This window comes from Agarivorans sp. QJM3NY_33, from assembly GCF_050870865.2.
Lineage (GTDB): Bacteria > Pseudomonadota > Gammaproteobacteria > Enterobacterales > Celerinatantimonadaceae > Agarivorans.
In genome coordinates, this window is record NZ_CP194039.2 from 500,950 (window position 1) to 521,537 (window position 20,588).

Genomic DNA, 20,588 nt, shown 5'->3' on the forward strand with positions numbered 1-20,588 from the left:
GAACTATGACTGCTGTCTATTATTATTTGTTTGCTTATTGTACAAAGTTTTGATGTTTGTCAGAATACCGTTTCTAATATGTTGTTTTTTTGGAATATTACCGACTTTAATCAACATTCTTGATTAAATAGGATGTTCTCTCCAAGGTTGTGGCTAGAAGAGAACGCTGTTACGGATGATAAGCAATGCCCAGTATAAGCAAACGAACCTTGAGGCATAGAGGATTTACCCTGATTGAATTGTTGATCGCCGTCGCTATCTTAGTGATTATTATGGTGGTCGCCGTTCCCTCGATGCAAAGTTTTATTGAAGATAGTAAGCAGCGTGTCACTCGGGATCTATTGGCCAGTAGTCTCAATGTTGCACAGCAAGAAGCGATTCGTAATAATTTGTCTACCTATGTTTGTCCCACATCGAGTGGCACCAGTTGTGCTTCGGCTTGGGGAGGTAATACTGGTTGGCTGGTTTATTTAGATGAACATCGCGATGGCAGCTTAAGTGACGCTAATCAAATCATCGTTAGCTATCCCAGCCCAAAGTCGGCAAAACTTCAATATACCCCCACTTCTTCAAATAGCGTATTACTGCGTTTTTTCCCTTCCGGCCACGCGTTAGCTGGGATATTTACAATTTGTAGCCCATCGGCTGCGTTTGAAGATCAAAGGATCGAGCTGACACGCATGGGGAGGATCGAGTATGCGTCGCCATCAACCAGTTATTGCCCCTAAGGTTCAGGGCTTCACTCTAATCGAATTGCTGATTGCTTTGGTAGTGGTTTCGATTGGTTTACTGGGTCACGCGGCTTTGCAAATTCAGTCGGTGAATACCGCGCAACAAGCGCGTTTTGCGCAAACTGCAAATACCGCTATGTTGGATATGATACAGCGTGTCTTGGCTTTGCCTGAGGCGGCGCGCAATAATGAGTTTAATGCCGAAAACTTGACTAGTGGTGTCGCGCCTAGTTTTGTTAACTGTGATTCTGGGAGTGTGAGCTGTACTCGCGCACAATTTGCTGCGTTTGAGGTTGGTAACTGGTATGACAGAGTGAGCCCTTCCATTCCCCAGCTTCGATTCTCTTTACAACATGTCAATAATTTGGTGACTCTGAGAATGACTTGGGATGCTCACTTGACCGGTTCTGGGGTGGCCAATTGCGATGCGGACCGATCGGGAAATGCGCATCAATGCAGCGAGGTTGCCGTGTGGGTAAGGTGATGGGCCAACAGCGAGGCTTTAGTTTAGTTGAAATGATGATTGCTTTAATGCTGTCCTTATTGGTGGTGGGAGGGCTGTACGCCGCATTGATTGGTGATAAAAAAAGTTACCAGGCGACTCGGGCAAATCATTTATTAGTTAGTAAAAATAGAATGAGTATGCAAACACTGCAGATTTATTTACAACAAGCGGGTTTTCGTGATTTTCAGCAGCTCTACCAGAATACCCTTTTACCTCAGGTGAATAGCGAAGATAGCGCGGGTTTTACTTGGGATGAAGGCCAGTTTATTCAAGGACTCGAGAATCAAAATAGTTATCTTGGCGCCAAACCCAATACCGATGTCGTGAGTTTGCGTTTTTATGGTGCCGCACTACCTAACAGTAGTATTTTTAGCTGCAACGGCGACGAATTGGCCGCCAATAGTAGTACCAGCCTGAGCTTTTTCGTATCCACGACCAATCAACTGATATGTCGTGATAGCGGCGGTGACACCGTGTTCGATCAGGATATCGATAGTTTACAGTTACTCTATGGTAGTCGGGACGAACATGAGTATAAGTATTATAAAGCCAGTGAAGTGAGTGACTGGCGGCAAATAAATCGAGTTAAAGTTGCATTGTTGGTCGCTCAAGAAGTCCCGATGGGCAACCTCAGCAATCAGAATCGTTATTCTGTGCTTGATGAAGATATCGCGATCTCAGATAAAAAACTTCGGCAAGTGGTCAACGAAACCATTTTGCTAATAAACGTAGGATCTTAGCGATGCCACAATTCCAACGACAATACGGTATGGCGTTAATTATGTCGCTGATTATGGTGCTTATTATCGCGATGATAGGGGTCTCTATTGCCCAGCAGGTGAGTAGTGGTCGTAAAAACTCGGCAATCTATCAGGACCATACTGTCAGTTATGCTCGAGCCAATTCAGGCATTTGGGAAGCGGAGCAGGTGGTGAAAGAGCAGGCTTACTCGGTGGATGCCTTACTCAAACCGACAACTGCAAATTCGTTGGTAGCTGCAAAATTTGGCTCAGCAGATTGGTGGCAAACCAACAGTAATTGGGATACCGCGCATAAGATGGTTGTGGTTAAAGATGCCAATGGCCAAGCGTTAGCGGGTGAGCCCCGTTATATTATCGAAGATGCGGGGGTTGATTCAGGTTTGGTATTGGGGGTGAATATCCCGAAACGACGCTTTTTAAGAATTACTGCTCGTGCTCAAGGAGAGGGTGGTGCCGTTACTTATTTACAATCCTATGTTGCATTTATGGAGTAGTCGCAGTGAAGCAGATTAAAGGTTTTACCCTGATAGAGGTGATGATTACTGTGGCGATAGTAGCGATCTTGGCGGCTGTCGCATATCCCAGTTATTTAAGTCATGTGCAAACCACTCGACGTGAGGAAGCAAAACGAACGCTGGTAGAGGCTGCGCAACATATGGAAAGTTATTACTCGATGAATTTGACTTATAGTGGTGCCGCGAGCTCTGGTAGCCTCACTATTTATACACCCACTCATAATTTTAGTGATTATTACACGCTTAGTACGAGCGGTATGAGTGCTTCAGCCTACACCTTATCAGCGACGCCAAAATCAACGGCCGCTCAGGCCAGCGATCATTGTGGCACCATGAGCATTAATAGTACTGGTTTAACGACACCCTCTAGTGGCGGGTGTTGGTAATGAGTACCTTTCACAAGCTATCAAAGCTGGTTTTAGGCCTATTACTATTGCCTTTTAGTGTGGCTTCACTTTCGCTGAATGCGGCGAATTTAAACCTTGCTGATGTCCCTTTATATGTCGCAACTGTACCTGCACCAATGGTGATGTTAGTGATGGGGCGTGATCATACTTTGTACTATGAGGCCTATAACGATGCTTCTGATTTAGATGGCGATGGGGTATTAGATACGACTTATCAGCCAACGCAAATTGACTATTACGGCTATTTCGATAGCCAGCGTTGTTATGCTTATAACGAGCAGCAACAACAATTTGAGCCCGGCGAAGCGGCTACTTCAGGTTCAAAAACCTGTGGCGGTGCAGCGCAGTGGAGTGGCGATTTTCTAAATTACCTAACCATGTCTCGTATGGATGTACTGCGCTCGGTATTGTATGGTGGTCTTCGAGACGTCGATAGTTCTAGTCAAACGGTCTTAGAGCGAGCTTATATTCCACAGGATGCCCATTCTTGGGGGAAAAGCTATACCTCTGAGGCGGTCAATCATTATGACCTGAGTGCTTACACTCCTTTCGATAATCCGCTATCGGGCAATAAGCATTTTTTTGGTACCGCTACTTTTTCCAGTAATGACAACGCTCAGCCAAAGTTGGTAATGCTTAAAAATATTAATAAGAACAATGCACAGTGGAATAACTTTGGAATTGATGTGACCGCTGTTGAAGATGAATTCGATATTTGGTACTGGGCGAGTAAGGAAGCTCCGGTCCTGACTGGCAGTGTTGATGAATCTTATGTGGTGCGAGTTCAAGTTTGTGTGAGTGGTAAGCTTGAGAGTAATTGTAAGCATTATCCCAATGGCAATGATAAGCCGACCGGGTTATTACATCAGTACGGTGAGGATGGCAGTATTGATTTTGGCTTAATCACTGGCAGTTACCAAAAAAACTTATCCGGAGGAGTATTACGTAAACGGGTAGGCCCTTTTAGCGACGAACTTAATACTAATAATGGGATCTTTAATAGTGGCGTGAACGGTATCGTTCGCAGCATCGACAAGTTGAAAATATATGGTTATAACGGGAGCTCTTACGATCATTGTGGTTGGGTGTCGACCCGGGCGATCGTTGATGGAGAATGTTCATCGTGGGGGAACCCGCTGGGCGAAATGCTCTATGAGAGCTTAAGGTATTTTCATGGTGAAAAACTGGCGAGCCCGTCATATAGCATTGCTAATGGGAGCATCGACAACGGCCTCGGTTTGCCAATTGCTAGCTGGGATGACCCCTTTGAAGGTCGTGAGTACTGTGCGGCCCCATATAATCTGGTGATTAGTGACATTAACCCTTCCTATGACTCCGATGAACTTCCTGGCGGCCAATTCACCAATGCCTACCAAGGCTCTACCTTGGATGGTTTTTCTCTTTCGACCTTACTGAATACAATTTCTACCACAGAGGGCATTACCGGTAATTATTTTATTGGTGAGTCGATTGATGATAGCACCGATACTAGGGGGGCTCCTACGGCTAAAGCGGTGACTTCACTCGCTAAAATTCGAGGTTTATCACCTCAAGAGCCGACTAAAGAGGGGAGTTATTCCGCTGCTGGAGTGGCTTATTACGGACATAAAACAGATTTGTTCCCAGCAAAATCAGGTAAGCAGAATATTCAAACCAGCGTGGTAGCGATTTCTTCTCCCTTGCCAGAGGTGAGGGTGAAAGTTGATGACAAGGTGGTTACGGTTGTGCCTTTTGCCAAGTCAGTGGGTGGAAATAGCATCAATAAGAATAAAGGGGCGTTTCAACCGACTAATACCATCGTTGATTATTATGTTGAATCCTTTAGTGATACTTCTGGGGTTTTTCGAATTGCCTTCGAAGACGTTGAGCAAGGGGCCGATCATGATATGGATATGGTGGTTAAATATAGCTATGAGGTCAAAGATTTATGTCCTCATGTTGGCGATAACGAAGCCACTTGTAATAAGACCAAGGGAGTCGCGCTGACCCTTGATTCGACCTACGCTAGAGGCGATATTCACCAACATGCCGGGTATGTGATTTCGGGCACAACCAAAGACGGTATTTATTTGGATGTTAAAGATCAAGATGGTGGTCATGTGAACTACTATCTTGATACGCCTAGTGAGAGAGAAGCGCCCTTCCCCAATAATACTCGAAAGCTTGAAGCGAGTACTGCCGATTTACCTTGGACTCGCACGCGCTACTTTTTTCCAAATGGGAATACAGCAGGCCAGTTAAAGTCACCACTTTGGTATGCGGCAAAGTGGGGGGGGTTTAACGATGAGAATGGCAGCGAATTCCCCGATACGAATGAATGGGATGCAGAAACGAGCGGTCAACCCGATGGCTATTTCCCTGTGACTAATGCAGGACAATTGGGGGCTCAAATCACCAAAGCCTTAGATAAAACCTTAGCAGGAGATCGCTCCGCGAGCTCGCCTGTGTTTAATTCCAATTTTCTACAAAGTGATACGCTGCTCTATCAGTCATCTTTTAATAGTGAACATTGGAATGGAGATGTGAAAGCCTATTCGGTTGATGTTGACGGCGAGTTAAGCTCCTCAGCTATCTGGAGTGTGGCTGCGCAAATTGACTCGATGGCATTCTCTTCACGCAGTATTTATACCCGTAATCCAGAGAGTGATGAAATTGTTAAGTTTTCTCCCCCTAGTAGTTTGCTTGGTGATAGTCATGGTTTAAGCGAAGCGCAGATTGATGACTTACTGGCTGGGCAACAGGGTAGCGATGAAAGCAAGCTCGCTTATCTCGCAGCGGTGGTTAATTATTTACGGGGAGAGCGAACTTATGAAGCTTCTGATTTGAGCTACAGTATGCGAGCTCGGGAGGCGGTGCTAGGAGATGTGATTCATTCGATCCCCTATTATGTCGCGCCTGTGAATGGTCATCGAGTGACTACCCCTGTGTTGGTATTTGGTGCTAATGATGGCATGGTGCATGTGATAAATGCTTCCAACGGCGAAGAGGCGATGGCCTATGTCCCGAGTCAAGTATATGGCAAGCTAAATAGCCTCACGCGCAGTACTTACAGTCATCAGTATTTTGTTGATGGTGGAGTGACGGCTTATACCGATGGCGTTGGCTCCTCGGCACGGACAACGGCGGTCGGTCGTTTAGGTACTGGCGCGAAGGGCTTCTATGCCATCGATGTTAGCGACATGAGTCGCGTGAATAAAGATAAGATAAAATGGGAAATTAGTGCCACTGGCGATTTTTCGGGCTTGGGTTTGAGCGCGGCAGCGCCAACTATCGCGAAATTGGCCAATGGTAAAGTTGGGGTTATTTTTGCCAATGGTTATAACGCCGATGACTCGGAAGCTAAGCTTTATATTGCGGATCTGGATGACGGTAGTCTGATCGCGACGCTGCATACACATGTCGATAGTGCCGATGATCCCACGGGTGAACAGCGACCGAATGCTTTAGCCAGCCCTGCGGTAGTCGATATCAATAGCGATGGGGTTGCGGATCGTATTTATGCGGGCGATTTGTTTGGAAATATGTGGGCTTTTGATGTGTCAGCGACCAGTTCCAGTCGTTGGGGGATCGCGATTGCGGGTGATAAACCCTTATTTAAGGCCGTTAGTCCAGACAAGCCAGATGTAAATTACACTGCGCAGGCGATTACCTCTAGACCTTCGGTGGGCGCTCATCCTAAAGGCATTACCGCTGGAGTTTTGGTGGCCTTTGGTACCGGTAAATATATCGAGACCACCGACAATAATGCGATTGGCGAAGCGACTCAGAGTGTTTATGCAATTTGGGATAAATTAGATGACGTTGCTTTTAGTTCGAGCCGCTCTAAGGTTGATGGCTTAGATGTTTATAACAACTTATTACGGCAAACCATCGAGAAAGAAGATTTTAATTCTGCCACGCGGATCGGCAATCGACTGTTGAGCGAAAATGTTATCGATTGGAGTCAACATCGGGGGTGGTATTTAGACCTGATAAATACCGCAGATGGTAATACCAATAATTATGGTGAGCGCCAAGTGAGTAATACTTTATTGTTGGCCAATAAATTGAGTTTTACTAGTTTATTGCCCAGCGCGGATGCTTGTGCGGGTGGGGGGAGTGGTTGGTACATGGAAATGAACCTACATTCTGGTTTAACTTGGAACACTGGTACCGAGGGGAACACCGACGCAGATGATCAAGGCGACACCATTAATAATGATAGCTCTCATCAGCTTGTGGAAGGCGGGATCCCATCCTCTCCAACGGTGATTATTAATCCCAATCTCGATCAAGATAATGCTGTTAAAGAAGAAGGCATTATTGAGAAAAATTGTATTACTTTGAGTGATGGAACGGTGAAGTGCTTTGATGATTACCAATCCCCAACTGGCCGCTTAAGTTTGCGCACTTTATATTAGCGTCTACTAGAAGAAGTCAAGGGCCATCATGTTAGGTATTTAATTTATTCAAGGCCTATTGTTTACCGATTTGCGCTAGCTAGTGGCTCCAATTACAAGAGACATAACGCAGTTAGTGGTGATTTGCGCTAGCAAGAATGTACAGATAATTAGTTCGATAATTATTAGTTGCGAGTCTAATATGCGGTTCTGCTACACTAGCCTCTTTTGGCTACCGAGAACCATAGTATGCAATGCCGGATGGGTTGTGGTGCTTGTTGTATCGCACCTTCAATTAGCTCTTTAAATAAAGCCGCTGGTGAGCGTTGTATCCACTTGAACATCGACAATTTGTGTCAAATATTTGAGCAACCAGAGCGGCCGCAAGTGTGTCGTGATTTTAAAGCGGCACATTGGTTGTGTGGTGATACCCGCCAGCAAGCCTTAGACAATCTCATTCATTTAGAAATACAAACACAGAGCTAGCGCTTCACAGCTTATTTATCCCCGTCTTGGATTGATGGGCGCTGTTGATTGATGTTTGTGTTGGCGATGCGTAAGTTGGGATCGCTGGATGATTGCTGCTTTTGCCATGCTAAACGTTGCGCTAAACCTACCAATTGAATATCTGTAGGCAACGTAAGTTGGCGCAATAGGGCTAGCGAATTAGGCCGCGGGTGGGCGATTAATATCGCATGACCATATTTACGACTCAGCTTGAGTGCCAGTTGCCATTGTTGGTAAATACTCACCGGGTTATCGATATGATCTAAAAAGACATGTCGACGTAAAACGGGGACTTGATACATTAAAGCGGTTTTTTCTGCGACGCTGCCCAAGTGGGTTCGACTATCAACAAAAAACAGCTGTTGCTCGTTCAATACTTGCATCAACCAGCCCATTTCTTGAGGCTGTTGGGTGAGCTGACTCCCCATATGGTTATTGAGACCAGTGGCTTCAGGGTAATCTTGAATGGCAGCATATACCCGTCGTTTGAATTCATATTCATCGAGTTGTGTACTCAGCCCGTAGGGGCCTAAATTCAGATCGCGACTTCCCTGCATGGGCAGGTGTAGCATCACCTCTCGCGGCTGTTGTTGAGCTTGTACTGCGATGTTTTTGGCGTAGGGACTTGCCGGTAGGACCGATAGGGTGATTGCTGGGTTTAACTGGAGTAGTTGATAGTCTTGATAGCCGTTACCCACGTCATCAACAATGATACTGAGCAGACCCGCGCTCGCGGTATTGCAGCCACATAGGCTAAGCCAAATAAGGATTACTCTAACCATTTTTGTGGATCTTGGGTTTGACCCTGGTAGCGGATTTGGAAAAATAAGGCGTTAGTGCTCTGGCCCCCACTATTCCCTGCATAGGCGATGGTTTCTCCGGTATTGACCCGTTGGCCAATGGTCGCGTTGAGGCTTTGGTTATACCCGTATAAGCTTAAATATTGTTTGCCATGGTCGATGGCAACAACTAATCCGTAACCGCGTAGCCAATCGGCAAAAACCACATTTCCCGGCGCAATGGCTTTGATTTCGGTGCCAGGATGAGAGTCGATGACCATACCTTGCCAACGAGTTTGCCCTTGGTTTTGGCTATTATAGCGATGTAATACTTTACCCTTCAGTGGCCATGGTAGCTTGCCCTTGGTCTTACTTAGGCCTAGCAATGGTGCTTTGTCGAGATGCTGTTTGAGGGCTAGCTGTTGTTGCTGTTCGATTTGTTGACTGATCAGCTGTTGTAAATGTTGCTCGTTAATTTGCAACTGTTCTAAGCGACTTTTTTCGCTGCTTTGAAGTTGGTTGAGTTGTTGTAATTGTTGTTTGCGTTGGCGCTGTTGTTTTTGATATTGCTGTTGCTGTTGTTGTTGTTGGGCAAGTAATTGAGCTAACTGCTGTCGATTTTCATTGAGCTGCAGTTGCGCTTGACTCAGTTCAAGCTGTTTATCCGCGACAGCTACTAACGCTTCACGGCGAGCTTTGGCTAAATAATGATAGTACTGCAACATTCGTTCTAATCGCGCAGGATCTTGTTGGTTGAGTAGCATCTTCAGATAGTCACTGTGGCCTGCTTGATAGGCACTCTTGAGCTGTGCTTTTAGGGCTTGCTGTTGCTGCTGAAGTTGTTGTTCCAAACCCTGCATATTGGCTTGGATGTGTTGTTGTTGGGCTTTGGATTCTGCTAACTGTAGATTGAGGCTGCGTAGCTGTTGATTGGAATCAGCTAAAGCAAGTTCTTGTTGTCGCAGTTGCTGTTGTGCTTTGGTTATCTGAGTTTTACGCTGCGTCAGTTGTTGCTGTTGCTGCTTGAGTTGCTGCTGTACATCGATTAATTGCTGCTGTTGATTCGCGGCAAGTTGAGGGCTTAGCAATAGCAAAGCGCCAGCAATAAGGCTGGCGCGATTCAAGCTAACAAAGTGCCTTACGACACGCTGAAACAAGTGTGAAATAGGCTCATTCATTAAACCATTATTTCAAATTCATCAATACCTTGCCAGTCATTTCTGCAGGGGTCTCTAAACCCATTAAACTAAGCATGGTTGGTGCGATATCGCTTAGGCGACCTCCTTCAACGGGGGTGGCTGCACGACCATGGTAGATCAGCGGTACAGGTAAGTTAGTGTGTGCAGTGTGGATCCCGCCAGTTTTTGGGTCTACCATTTGTTCTGCGTTACCATGGTCTGCGGTAATCAGGCATTCACCGCCGACTTTGTCTAGTGCTTCAACTAAACGGCCAATACATTTATCGACGGCTTCACAGGCTTTTACTGCGGCTTCGTAAACACCTGTATGGCCAACCATATCGCCATTCGGGTAGTTACAGATGATCACGTCGTATTTACCACTTTCGATGGCAGCCACAAACTTATCCGTTAATATTTCAGAATTCATTTCTGGTTGCAGGTCGTAAGTTGCAACTTTAGGCGATGGGATCAGCTCTCGATCTTCACCAACAAACGCATCTTCTTTGCCGCCATTAAAGAAGAAAGTCACGTGCGCGTATTTTTCAGTTTCTGAAATACGTAGCTGTGTTTTGTCATTTTTTTCTAGCCATTCGCCCAAGGTGTTTACCAAGTCACTAGGGCCGAAGGCGCAAGGCGCTTTAATATCAGCTGCGTACTGAGTTAAAGTTACAAACTCACAAGCTGGTACTTTAGCGCGTTCAAAACCGTTGAAGTCCTGCTCTACAAAACAACGCGCAATTTCGCGCGCGCGGTCGGCACGGAAGTTCATAAATAAAACCGCATCGCCGTCATTCATGCTGGCGGCAGTTTCTCCGACCACCGAAGCTTTCACAAATTCGTCGTTTTCTTCACGCGCGTAAGCAGCCGCTAAAGCTTCAGTTGCGTTAGCGTAGCTGTAGTCAGCCTTGCCTTCGCTCAGCAATTGGTAGGCTTCTTCTACACGTTCCCAGCGGTTATCACGATCCATGGCGTAGTAGCGACCAACCAATGAAGCAATTCGGCCAGTGCCAATTTCGGCAAATTTAGCATCGAACTTTTCAATTGAACCTTGCGCGCTGCGAGGTGGTGTATCACGGCCATCAAGGAAAGCGTGTAAGTAGATGTTTTTTGCACCTTGTTTGGCGGCCAATTCGATGGCAGCAAGCATGTGGTCTTCATGACTATGAACACCACCTGGAGACAATAGACCCATAATATGAACGGCTTTACCAGCGGCAACCGCTTTATTGACTGCACCAAGTAATACTTCGTTGCTAAAGAAGTCACCGTCTGTAATTGCTTTACCGACACGGGTCAGTTCTTGATAAACCACGCGACCGGCGCCAATGTTGGTGTGTCCTACTTCGGAGTTACCCATCTGTCCATCCGGCAGGCCTACATCCAGACCAGAGCCTGAAATTAAGGTGCTGGCATTGGTGTTCCAAAGGTTGTCTAGTACTGGAGTGTTGGCGTTTGCCACAGCGTTATTGGCGCTGTCTTGGCGGTGGCCCCAGCCATCCATAATGATTAATGCTAAAGGCTTTTTGCTTGCAGACATTGCAATTTCCTCAATCGGTAAATGTAAAAATAGAAACGAATTCCTGAAATATTACTACATTTTTTGGCTGAGTCACCTGATTGAACGCAATTCAGCCGAGATTAGTTGTTTTATCTCTGATTTTTAGTTGCTTACTCTTTTGTTGGTGAATTTACACGCTTCTGCGTTGCGGATAGCTGCTATTTTTTACGCTCGGGTGTATACTCTCGCCCCAATATCACTAACTATTTGCTTAACTGGGAATACGCTTACTATGCAGCAAGTTGTCGAATTTTTTGGAAATAACCCCATCCTTTCATTGGCTTGGGTGGGTTTATTTGGGGCCGTTATCTACAGTTTTATTCAACCACTATTGTCAAAAGTGACTTCGGTGGGTAATCATGAAGCGACTTTGCTGATCAATAAAGAAGATGCGGTTGTGGTAGATGTCAGAACCAATGATGAGTATAAAAAAGGCTTTATTGCGGGCGCTCGTCACATTCCTTTGACTCAAATCCAGGCTAATAACTTCAAGCCCATTGAAAACTTAAAGACTAGCCCCATTATCGTGGTATGTGAAACAGGGATGCGTTCTGGCTCAGCGGCTAACGCACTGATTAAAGGCGGCTTTACCAAAGTGTATAACTTACGTGGCGGTATGACCGAGTGGAAATCAGCAAATCTACCGATCACTAAGAAGTAAGATCGCGTTTTAAATCGCAATTTGAGTTGCGATGAAACAATTTTAAATACATATTTCTAAGGTAATTATTATGGCTGAAGCAGCAACCACCGAAGCGCCACAAGTAGAATTTGCAATTCAACGCATCTACACCAAAGACATTTCTTTTGAAACTCCAAATTCACCAGAAGTATTTCAGAAAGAATGGAAACCAGAAATTAAAGTTGACCTCGACACCTCTAGCAATAAGTTAGCGGATAACGTATTCGAGGTTGTATTAACGCTGACTGTGACTGCGAACGTTGAAGATAAAACTGCGTTTTTATGCGAAGTTCATCAGGGGGGGATCTTTACTCTTGGTAATATGCCTGAGCCTCAATTGGCGCACGCGATTAATGCCTACTGTCCAAACATTTTGTTCCCTTATGCACGTGAAACCGTATCGAACCTAGTGAACCGCGGTTCATTCCCACAAATCAACCTAGCACCAGTTAACTTTGATGCGTTGTTTGCTAACTATGTGCAACAGCAAGCAGAACAACAACAAGCGGCGACAGCAGACGCTTAATGAGCACTATGAAAGCCACCATGACCGTATTGGGTGCAGGTTCCTATGGGACTGCATTAGCTATCGCCATTGCGCGCAATGGACAACGTACGGTGTTATGGGGTCATGAGCCTGAGCACGTAGCGGCCTTAAGTGCCGATCGAGAGAATCGAGACTTTCTACCCGGTGTCCGTTTTCCCGATAGCTTGGAGTTAGAGGCCGATTTGGCTACAGCTGTCGCTCAAAGCGATAACTTGTTAGTGGTGGTACCAAGCTTTGCGTTTGCCGATGTGATGCGGCAAATTAAACCGATGCTGAACCAAGATTCGCGGGTTGCTTGGGCGACTAAGGGGCTCGAGGCAAATACTGGTCATTTGCTCTCTGAAGTTGCAATGGAAGTTCTGGGAGAACAGCGTTCAATTGCTGTAATTTCGGGACCTACTTTTGCCAAAGAGTTAGCTGCCGGTTTACCGACCGCCATTTCAGCATCTTCTTCAGATGCTGATTTTGTTCGTTACTTAGCGAAGGTCATGCATTGTGAGCGTAGCTTTAGGGTATATACCAATAACGATATTGTTGGGGTACAGCTTGGCGGCGCAGTGAAGAATGTGATTGCCATTGGTGCGGGTCTGGCAGATGGATTGGGTTTTGGTGCAAATGCGCGTACAGCACTGATTACTCGGGGTTTACGTGAAATGGCTCGCTTGGGGAAAGCCTTAGGCGCGGATCCGGAAACCTTTAAGGGAATGGCTGGGCTTGGTGATTTAGTTCTGACCTGTACCGACAATCAAAGTCGTAATCGTCGCTTTGGTTTAGCCTTAGGTCAGGGGAAATCATTTGCGCAAGCCGAAACTGAAATTGGTCAAGTGGTTGAGGGTTATCGCAATACTAAAGAAGTCTATATGCTGGCACAACGTATGGGCGTAGAAATGCCGATTGTTGAGCAAGTTTATCAGGTCTTGTATCAAGCGAAATCAGCCCAACAAGCGGCCATTGATTTACTGGCTCGCGATCAGCGAGAAGAATAGTGAGTGCTACCAGAGTTAAAAAAGCCTACGCTAGCGTAGGCTTTTTTGTTCGCGCACTAATAATAAGAATGCTCACCCGCTTGGTGCTCGGTGACATCTTTCACTCCCGTGAGTTCGCCGGGGAAGGCTTCAAGTAACTGTTTTTCGATCCCTTCTTTGAGCGTAACATCAACCATGCTACAACCATTACAGCCCCCACCAAATTGTAAGATCACCACGCCTTCTTCGGTGAGTTCAATAATGCTTACTTTTCCGCCATGTGAGGCAAGATTTGGATTCACTTGCGTTTCAATGACGTATTCAACACGCTCAATCAATGATGCGTCATCATCCACTTTACGCATTTTTGCATTCGGTGCTTTTAGTGTGAGCTGAGAGCCTACTTTGTCTGTCACAAAATCAATTTCGGCATCTTCCAAAAAGGGTGCACTGGCGGTGTCTACCATTGCGTTAAAGCCGTTAAAGGGGAGTTGCACATCATCATCTTCAACTGACTCTGGTGGGCAGTAAGATACACCACATTCGGCGCTAGGCGTGCCGGGGTTGACGACGAATACACGGATGTTAGTGCCTTCAGGCTGTTGTTCTAGCAGCTTAACAAAATGTTGTTGTGCTGTTTCTGAGATCGATACCATCTGCTTCCTCGATACCTGAGTAAATTGCTAGGTTATATTGTACGGCTTTTTTATTCGCACGACTAGGGTCTATTGATGGCTAGCGATGGTTTTTCAATTCTGACGATAGTAACTAGGGTAAATTTTATCATGAAGGTTAGCAAGAATAGTCTGTGACTTAGCTTATGCTTGGCTGGATGAGTTGGGCTTCGGGGTGCGCGCCAGTGCCCAAATATCTACTTGTTGAGCGCCAGCTTGTTTAAGTAACTTAGCCAGTACATTAGCGGTACTCCCTGTCGTGACAACATCATCAATCAACGCCCAGTGGGGCTGTATATTTCTGATTTTGCAGCTAAAACTACTTGTCAATGAACGCTGGCGTTGGGTGCGATTCAGGGTGGCTTGATTGCTTCCTGCGTGTGGGCGGCTTAGCACGGTTTGATAGGGGAGGCCCGATAGCGCTGCGACTTGCTGACAGAGTAATTCACTTTGGTTAAAGCCGCGTCGCCAGCGTTTCAGCCAATGCATGGGGACCGAACATAGTGCATCGGGTCGGGCCATGGGCTGGCGTTCGATTTGCTGCCAAAGTAGCTGACTTAAGGGTTTGGCTAGATGAGCTTGTTTGGCATATTTATAAGTTTTTATCACTGGGCTTAAGGGCCACTGGTAATCGCCGAGACAAAATATATGATCAAAATAGAGTTCTTGTTGTTGGCACTCACCGCATATTCCGGGTTCTGCGAGGGCCAAGAAACAGCGTTCACAACGGGGATGCGCTTGGCCGAGTAATAAGCGGGCACAATGCTCACAGCATGCCAAGTTGACTGCTTTGCTTTGTAAGCAAAAGTCACATTGGCTGGATTGCTTGAGAGTTCGGTTTAAAGTGGCTGCGAAACTCGATAACATTCATTCTTTCCTAATGATCAATAAGTAAGTGTAGATGAGTCAGTTGTATTGTGAGAGTCAAGGAGCAGGGCCTGCTTTAGTATTACTTCACGGGTGGGGCTTGAATAGTGCGGTTTGGCAGCCGCTAAGCGAACTGCTCAGTCCCCATTTTTGTTTATATATGGTGGATTTACCTGGTTTTGGTTATTCGACCGCTTTGCCACAGTTAAGCTTACAAAACATAGCTGAGGCTGTTGCTGAGCAGGTGCCGGAGCAGTCTATTTGGTTGGGGTGGTCTTTGGGCGGCTTAGTGGCGATGCAAGCTGCCTTAAGTTTTCCAGAGCGTTTATCGTCATTAGTGAGTGTGGCTAGCTCCGCACATTTTGTCGCACAGGATGATTGGCCCGGGATCCCAAGTAAAGTGCTACAAGGGTTTGCTCAGGGCTTAGAACTCGATTTTGTCAAAACCCTGCAGCAATTTCTGGCAATTCAAGCAATGGGAAGTCCTCATGCGAAGCAGGATATTAAACAACTGCGTCATTTGTTAGCAGAGCGACCTTTGCCTTGCTTAGACGCTTTGAGGCAGGGCTTGAGTTTGTTACAAAGTGAAGATTTGCGTCCCCAAGTGAGTCAAATCGATTTGCCGTGGTTACAACTGTATGGTCGTAATGACTCGCTGGTGCCAAAGGCTGCTATCGCCGAGCATGCGCAGCTGAATCTCGACGCACAGCAATATTGCTTTGCGAGCTCTTCACACGCTCCTTTTATTTCAGAGAAGCAGTTATTTGCTGAGCGCCTGATCGACTTTTCCCGGTCATTAGTGGTTTAAAAGTGAGCAGTTTGCTACAATTTGTTTAGTGATCGCTTAAGTTTTGGCAAATATTGGGAGGGGGAAATGCAGATTGGTGCTGCGAGCAATGGCTTTCAAATTATTGCCAATGCTAATCAACAAGTTAGCCAAAGTGCTCAATCCCTCGCTGAGGTCGCCGCGGGGCGTGAGCCACGACAGAATGAAGTTGTAGATGCTGTGGTGAGTTTGAATCAGGCTGAGTTATACGTTAAGGCGGGTGCCAAAGTGATTGATACCGAATCAAAAATGCTCGGCTCAATCTTGGATATTGAGGCTTAACATGAACATTAGCGTGAGCCTTCCCAATGTTTTTCCTAATACGCTGAGTCCGCCGACCGATTCAGCCAAACGGGATAATATGCGGCGTGAAGTGATTGCTCAGCCTAAAGAGGTTGGCAGCTTTGCGAAAGAGCCAGAGGTAGGGGCCGAGAAGGACCGCGGCAAACCTTCGCTTCCGGTGCAGTACCCCAGTGTTCAAGAGCAGCAATTCACTAAAGTGACAGAGCGTGATGCGCAAGGTCGTGAACAGCAGCAACAGCAAGAACAACAAGACTCACAGCAGCAGTCAGAGCAAAAATCTGGTGGAGATCAAGCCAGCAGCAAGCAAACCAACCAAAATCAATTTAGTGAAAGTGAACAGAAGGCGCTGGATGAGCTCGTCGCGCGTGATCGTGAAGTTCGTTTACATGAATCTCAGCATCAAGCGGTTGGTGGACAATACACCAGTGGTGCTAATTTTGAGCTTGAACGCGGTGCCGACGGTAAGCAGTATGCGGTTGGCGGAGAGGTATCTATTGATACCAGTGAAGTCGCTGGCGATCCTCAGGCGACTATCGCAAAGATGGATCAAGTGCAACGTGCTGCGTTAGCGCCAGCCGAGCCCTCAGCACAAGATCGTCAGGTTGCTGCGCAGGCACAACAAAAAGCGGCAGCGGCTCAAGCACAGCTTAGCCAAACTCAGATGCCAGGCTTGTTGGCTTCCGATGAGCAAGAATCTGCTTTTGAATCGGCAGTCAATGATGTAGCTGCACCGAGCGATTATCAGCAACTTCAGCAGCAACAAGCGAAAGATTTACAACAACGTTATCCTGATATTGCCGCACAAATGGCTCAGAGAAATCAGCAGATTCAGCAGCGCTATGCCAGTGTCAGTCATTTTAGGCAGAGCGCACAACTCAGTTTAATGGCTTAACTATTTCAAAGCTCTTCTGTCAGTGGTAGACGCTGTCGTTACCAGTTCATCAAATTACACTCCAATTAAGCGAAACAAGTCTCTGCTCATTGCTGTAGGTTTTATCGAGTCGATTATTTGATGGTCTACTTATTCAGTCTTAACTGAGGCACTAGCCTTGTGGGTCGAATAGCTATCAAGGACTATTCGACAGCTAAGTTGTGAATCTCTTAAAGCAACTTTCAACTCAGGCATCGGCTGCGATTGGAGGCCCATTTAAGCGGGGATAAAACTGGTATTGGTTGATGTTGCTGATTTGGACTCAGCCTAATTTGCTGGGTTCTATATTCGAGGAAGGGGCCGAGTCTTTGAGTGAAGATGCAGCCCCATTTGTTACCCGTTATTTTTTAGCTTTAGCAAAAGCATCGGCAAAGGCACTATTCACTGGCGTCGTGCTTGGCTTGGTATTTTTCGCTGGGCGAGCCTTGTAGGCTGGTTTTTTATCAGAGCGGTCTGCAGATTTAGGGCCGCTGTGCACCTCATCATCTAAGCGCATGCTTAAAGCGATTCGTTTGCGTTGAACCTCGACTTCTAGCACTTTAACTTTCACGATATCGCCCGCCTTCACCACTTGATGAGGATCTTTGACAAAGTGATCGGCCAAGCAAGAAATGTGGACCAAGCCATCTTGGTGAACTCCGATATCAACAAAGGCACCAAAATTGGTGACATTGGTCACAACCCCTTCGAGTTGCATCGCTGGTTTCAGATCGCTAATGTTATCGATGCCTTCTTTAAAATTGGCGGTCGCAAACTCTGGACGAGGGTCTCGACCTGGTTTGTTCAATTCAGCGATGATATCGGTTACCGTGGGTAAACCAAATTGTTGATTGGTAAATTGCTTGGGGTCGAGTTTAGCCAAGCGCTCGGAATTGGCAATCAGCTGACTCACTTGGCATTGACTATGATTCGCGATGGCCTCGACTAGAGGGTAAGCCTCGGGATGCACTGCTGAGCTATCCAGAGCGTTGGCAGCTTGAGGGATCCTTAAGAAACCAGCGGCTTGTTCAAAGGCTTTAGGACCTAAGCGGGCGACCTTTTTAATTTGTTTACGTGACTGAAAGGCACCATGTTCATCGCGATAACTAACAATGTTGTGTGCAATCGTCGGGTTAAGCCCGGCGACAAAACTCAGTAGTGGAGCCGAAGCCATATTGATGTCGACTCCGACCGCATTCACACAATCTTCCACCACGGTTTCGAGCTGGTGTGACAGTTTACTTTGGCTCACGTCATGTTGGTATTGGCCTACCCCGATGGCCTTCGGTTCGATTTTTACCAGCTCGGCTAATGGATCTTGTAGACGGCGAGCAATGGACACCGCTCCACGGATTGATACATCTAAGTCGGGGAATTCGTGAGCAGCCAATTCTGAGGCCGAATACACCGAGGCACCAGCTTCGCTCACCATGACTTTTTGCAAATTCTGTTTAGGAAGCATCTTGAGCAAATCGGCGGCAAGTTTATCGGTTTCTCGGGAGGCGGTACCGTTGCCGATGCTCAGTAATTTAACTTGATGTTGTTGGACTAGCTTGGCGAGAGTATTTAAAGATTGCTGCCATTGATTGCGTGGCGCATGGGGATAGATGGTGTCGTAAGCGAGTAATTTGCCAGTGGCATCCACAACTGCAACCTTTACACCAGTGCGCAACCCTGGGTCGAGACCGAGGGTTGCTTTGGGGCCTGCTGGCGCCGCCATTAATAAATCATTGAGATTACGGGAAAAGACACTAATGGCTTCTTCTTCGGCGCGTTCTCGAAGCTGGTTGAGTAATTCAGTTTCTAACTGGAGCTTAAGCTTGACTCGCCAAGTCCATTGCACCACTGTATTCAGCCAAGTGTCACTGGCGTAGCCTTTAGGCGCAAGCTGAAAGTAATCTCGGATGAGCTGCTCTGCTGGGTGACTCTGCTGCTGATCTTGCTGAGCTATAACCAGATTAAGCATCAAGATGCCTTCGTTGCGGCCGCGTAAAATCGCTAAGGCGCGGTGGGAAGGAACTTTACTGAGCGCTTCTTGGTAATCGAAGTAGTCTTGGAATTTTTGGCCTGTTTGCTGCTGTCCTTCAATGACCGTTGTACTCACTAAGCCTTGTGCTTGTAATAATTGGCGGAGTGATGCAAGCAGTGGTGCTTGAACGGCAAAACGTTCCATGAGAATAAACTTGGCACCATCGAGGACGGTTTTACTGTCGTGGAAGCCTGCTTGTGGATTGAAGTAGGCCGTGGCAAGTTGCTCGGGGGCGGTATCGGGTTGAGCTAATAGTTGCTCTGCCAGTGGCTCTAAACCCGCTTCAATGGCAATTTGTCCTTTGGTTCGGCGCTTTGGCTTGTAAGGCAGATAAAGATCTTCGAGCTCAGTTTTGGTGTTGGCTCTCATAATTAGCTGTTCGAGTTGCGGGGTCAGTTTTTCTTGTTCATGAATCGATTTTAGAATGCTGCTGCGTCGTTGTTGCAAGTCGCGCAGGTAAGTTAAACGCTGTTCCAATAATCGCAGTTGACCATCGTCTAAACCTCCGGTGGCTTCTTTTCGGTAGCGGGCAATGAAAGGAACGGTGGAGCCTTCGTCTAGTAATTGAATCGCAGCACTGACCTGCGCTGGCTTCGCCTGAATATCGGCGGCAATTTGTTGTTCTAGTGTTGACATATGCTTGCTTACATTGAGAGAGCCGCAAGGCGGCAGATAATGGCCACTATCATATGGCGTTCTGTTTTTGCTTCAAGTATAAATTGGTCTCGGCTAGTAATTGGCATAAGCTCTGCTCGCAAGGTCGAACCGCCTAGCAAGTTCGGTGCTTGATTTATAGGGCGCGCATTCGATCGGCTTTCAGTCTAAATCAATAACCAACAGCTATAAATTTAATCACCAAAGACAAACTGCGCTTAGAGGCCTGGATGTTATGAAAAGTAATTTAATAACTCGTGCCGGTTGGCATAAACTCGACCAAGAGTTGAAATACTTGTGGAAGATAAAACGTCCGGAGGTGACTCAAGCCGTCTCTGAGGCCGCCGCCTTGGGTGACCGCTCGGAGAATGCTGAATATAAAGAAGGGAAGCGAGAGTTACGCCGTATCGACTCTCGTTTGCGTTTCCTAAATAAACGTTTAGATGTACTGCAAATTATTGATCATTCTCCGCAACAAAACGGCAAGGTCTATTTTGGGGCTTGGGTCGCCTTAGAAAATGAGGATGGGGATAAGGTACGTTATCGAATTGTTGGCACTGACGAGATTGATCCAAAGCTGGGTTATATCACCATCGATTCACCGATGGCGCGTGCTTTAATTGGCAAACAAGTGGATGACGATGTATTTGTGAATACTCCTGCAGGCATCAAGGAATGGTGGGTGACGGCGATTCAATATCAAGCATTTGAAGAGTACGAGGATGGATCTTGAGCACTGAGCCTAATTTGCTGATGTTGAATTATTTTCATTTAAAGCAAGTAATAACATGAGCTGATTGACTATATA

The 20,588-nt window shown here is 46.5% G+C and carries 20 protein-coding genes; 14 read left to right on the forward strand and 6 right to left on the reverse strand.

Features of this window, described 5'->3' with window-relative positions:
- The first annotated feature begins 185 nt into the window (after nucleotides 1-185).
- The 7 genes from ACRRSY_RS02190 to ACRRSY_RS02220 all read left to right on the forward strand — a co-directional run bounded on the left by ACRRSY_RS02190 (nucleotide 186) and on the right by ACRRSY_RS02220 (nucleotide 7,784).
- A complete protein-coding gene (locus ACRRSY_RS02190) occupies nucleotides 186-728 on the forward strand; it encodes a GspH/FimT family pseudopilin (protein WP_432454792.1) in 543 nt (180 codons plus the stop codon).
- Nucleotides 697-1,215, forward strand: coding sequence for a type IV pilus modification protein PilV (gene pilV / locus ACRRSY_RS02195; protein ID WP_432454791.1), 519 nt, complete (start codon nucleotides 697-699; stop codon nucleotides 1,213-1,215). The genes ACRRSY_RS02190 and pilV overlap by 32 nt, the downstream gene beginning before the upstream one ends.
- Nucleotides 1,185-1,976 carry a PilW family protein gene (locus ACRRSY_RS02200; RefSeq protein ID WP_432460758.1) on the forward strand — a complete coding sequence of 264 codons (792 nt, stop codon included), beginning with the start codon at nucleotides 1,185-1,187 and terminating at the stop codon, nucleotides 1,974-1,976. The genes pilV and ACRRSY_RS02200 overlap by 31 nt, the downstream gene beginning before the upstream one ends.
- Nucleotides 1,977-1,978: 2 nt before the next feature.
- On the forward strand, nucleotides 1,979-2,491 hold the full coding sequence (locus ACRRSY_RS02205) for a pilus assembly PilX family protein (protein ID WP_432464288.1): 513 nt from the start codon (nucleotides 1,979-1,981) through the stop codon (nucleotides 2,489-2,491).
- A 5-nt stretch (nucleotides 2,492-2,496) separates the two neighbouring features.
- Complete coding sequence (locus ACRRSY_RS02210; RefSeq protein ID WP_432454788.1) at nucleotides 2,497-2,898, forward strand: type IV pilin protein; 402 nt, start codon at nucleotides 2,497-2,499, stop codon at nucleotides 2,896-2,898.
- The gene (locus ACRRSY_RS02215) at nucleotides 2,898-7,319 is read left to right on the forward strand and encodes a pilus assembly protein (protein ID WP_432460760.1); all 4,422 of its coding nucleotides are present in this window, start codon (nucleotides 2,898-2,900) and stop codon (nucleotides 7,317-7,319) included. Before ACRRSY_RS02210 ends, ACRRSY_RS02215 begins: the two co-directional genes overlap by 1 nt.
- Before the next feature lie 228 nt (nucleotides 7,320-7,547).
- Entirely contained in the window at nucleotides 7,548-7,784 is a 237-nt protein-coding gene (locus tag ACRRSY_RS02220) for a YkgJ family cysteine cluster protein (protein WP_432454786.1), read from the forward strand.
- Between the two features lie 11 nt (nucleotides 7,785-7,795).
- Here the strand turns inward: ACRRSY_RS02220 and ACRRSY_RS02225 are convergent, their stop codons facing one another.
- From ACRRSY_RS02225 to gpmM, 3 genes are all read right to left on the reverse strand, one after another.
- On the reverse strand, nucleotides 7,796-8,587 hold the full coding sequence (locus tag ACRRSY_RS02225; protein ID WP_432460761.1) for a divergent polysaccharide deacetylase family protein: 792 nt from the start codon (nucleotides 8,585-8,587) through the stop codon (nucleotides 7,796-7,798).
- On the reverse strand, nucleotides 8,575-9,708 hold the full coding sequence (locus ACRRSY_RS02230; RefSeq protein ID WP_432454784.1) for a murein hydrolase activator EnvC family protein: 1,134 nt from the start codon (nucleotides 9,706-9,708) through the stop codon (nucleotides 8,575-8,577). The genes ACRRSY_RS02225 and ACRRSY_RS02230 overlap by 13 nt, the downstream gene beginning before the upstream one ends.
- Nucleotides 9,709-9,769: 61 nt before the next feature.
- Nucleotides 9,770-11,302, reverse strand: coding sequence for a 2,3-bisphosphoglycerate-independent phosphoglycerate mutase (gene gpmM / locus ACRRSY_RS02235; protein WP_432460763.1), 1,533 nt, complete (start codon nucleotides 11,300-11,302; stop codon nucleotides 9,770-9,772).
- Nucleotides 11,303-11,555: 253 nt separating this feature from the next.
- Between gpmM and ACRRSY_RS02240 the strand changes: the two genes are divergently transcribed.
- The 3 genes from ACRRSY_RS02240 to gpsA all read left to right on the forward strand — a co-directional run bounded on the left by ACRRSY_RS02240 (nucleotide 11,556) and on the right by gpsA (nucleotide 13,538).
- Nucleotides 11,556-11,984, forward strand: a complete 429-nt coding sequence (locus ACRRSY_RS02240; RefSeq protein ID WP_432454782.1) for a rhodanese-like domain-containing protein — start codon at nucleotides 11,556-11,558, stop codon at nucleotides 11,982-11,984.
- Between the two features lie 70 nt (nucleotides 11,985-12,054).
- Nucleotides 12,055-12,531: a protein-export chaperone SecB gene (gene secB / locus ACRRSY_RS02245; protein WP_432454781.1), complete on the forward strand. Its 477-nt coding sequence runs from the start codon at nucleotides 12,055-12,057 to the stop codon at nucleotides 12,529-12,531.
- Complete coding sequence (gene gpsA / locus ACRRSY_RS02250) at nucleotides 12,531-13,538, forward strand: NAD(P)H-dependent glycerol-3-phosphate dehydrogenase (protein WP_432460765.1); 1,008 nt, start codon at nucleotides 12,531-12,533, stop codon at nucleotides 13,536-13,538. Before secB ends, gpsA begins: the two co-directional genes overlap by 1 nt.
- 56 nt (nucleotides 13,539-13,594) lie before the next feature.
- Here gpsA and nfuA read toward each other — a convergent pair whose 3' ends face one another.
- Together nfuA and ACRRSY_RS02260 are read right to left on the reverse strand one after the other, a co-directional pair.
- On the reverse strand, nucleotides 13,595-14,173 hold the full coding sequence (nfuA, locus tag ACRRSY_RS02255; RefSeq protein ID WP_432454779.1) for a Fe-S biogenesis protein NfuA: 579 nt from the start codon (nucleotides 14,171-14,173) through the stop codon (nucleotides 13,595-13,597).
- A 162-nt stretch (nucleotides 14,174-14,335) separates the two neighbouring features.
- Complete coding sequence (locus ACRRSY_RS02260; RefSeq protein WP_432460766.1) at nucleotides 14,336-15,058, reverse strand: ComF family protein; 723 nt, start codon at nucleotides 15,056-15,058, stop codon at nucleotides 14,336-14,338.
- Between the two features lie 34 nt (nucleotides 15,059-15,092).
- Between ACRRSY_RS02260 and bioH the strand changes: the two genes are divergently transcribed.
- The 3 genes from bioH (at nucleotide 15,093) to ACRRSY_RS02275 (ending at nucleotide 17,079) form a co-directional block, all read left to right on the forward strand.
- Nucleotides 15,093-15,866: a pimeloyl-ACP methyl ester esterase BioH gene (bioH, locus tag ACRRSY_RS02265; protein ID WP_432464289.1), complete on the forward strand. Its 774-nt coding sequence runs from the start codon at nucleotides 15,093-15,095 to the stop codon at nucleotides 15,864-15,866.
- A gap of 66 nt (nucleotides 15,867-15,932) precedes the next feature.
- Nucleotides 15,933-16,166: a hypothetical protein gene (locus ACRRSY_RS02270; RefSeq protein ID WP_432460768.1), complete on the forward strand. Its 234-nt coding sequence runs from the start codon at nucleotides 15,933-15,935 to the stop codon at nucleotides 16,164-16,166.
- A gap of 1 nt (nucleotide 16,167) precedes the next feature.
- Complete coding sequence (locus ACRRSY_RS02275) at nucleotides 16,168-17,079, forward strand: putative metalloprotease CJM1_0395 family protein (protein ID WP_432460769.1); 912 nt, start codon at nucleotides 16,168-16,170, stop codon at nucleotides 17,077-17,079.
- A gap of 379 nt (nucleotides 17,080-17,458) precedes the next feature.
- On the opposite strand, the gene ACRRSY_RS02280 is transcribed toward ACRRSY_RS02275, so the two are convergent.
- Nucleotides 17,459-19,762 carry a Tex family protein gene (locus tag ACRRSY_RS02280; protein ID WP_432464290.1) on the reverse strand — a complete coding sequence of 768 codons (2,304 nt, stop codon included), beginning with the start codon at nucleotides 19,760-19,762 and terminating at the stop codon, nucleotides 17,459-17,461.
- A 253-nt stretch (nucleotides 19,763-20,015) separates the two neighbouring features.
- Here ACRRSY_RS02280 and greB point away from each other — a divergent pair, with 253 nt between their 5' ends.
- Nucleotides 20,016-20,513: a transcription elongation factor GreB gene (greB, locus tag ACRRSY_RS02285; RefSeq protein WP_432454773.1), complete on the forward strand. Its 498-nt coding sequence runs from the start codon at nucleotides 20,016-20,018 to the stop codon at nucleotides 20,511-20,513.
- Nucleotides 20,514-20,588 lie beyond the last annotated feature (75 nt).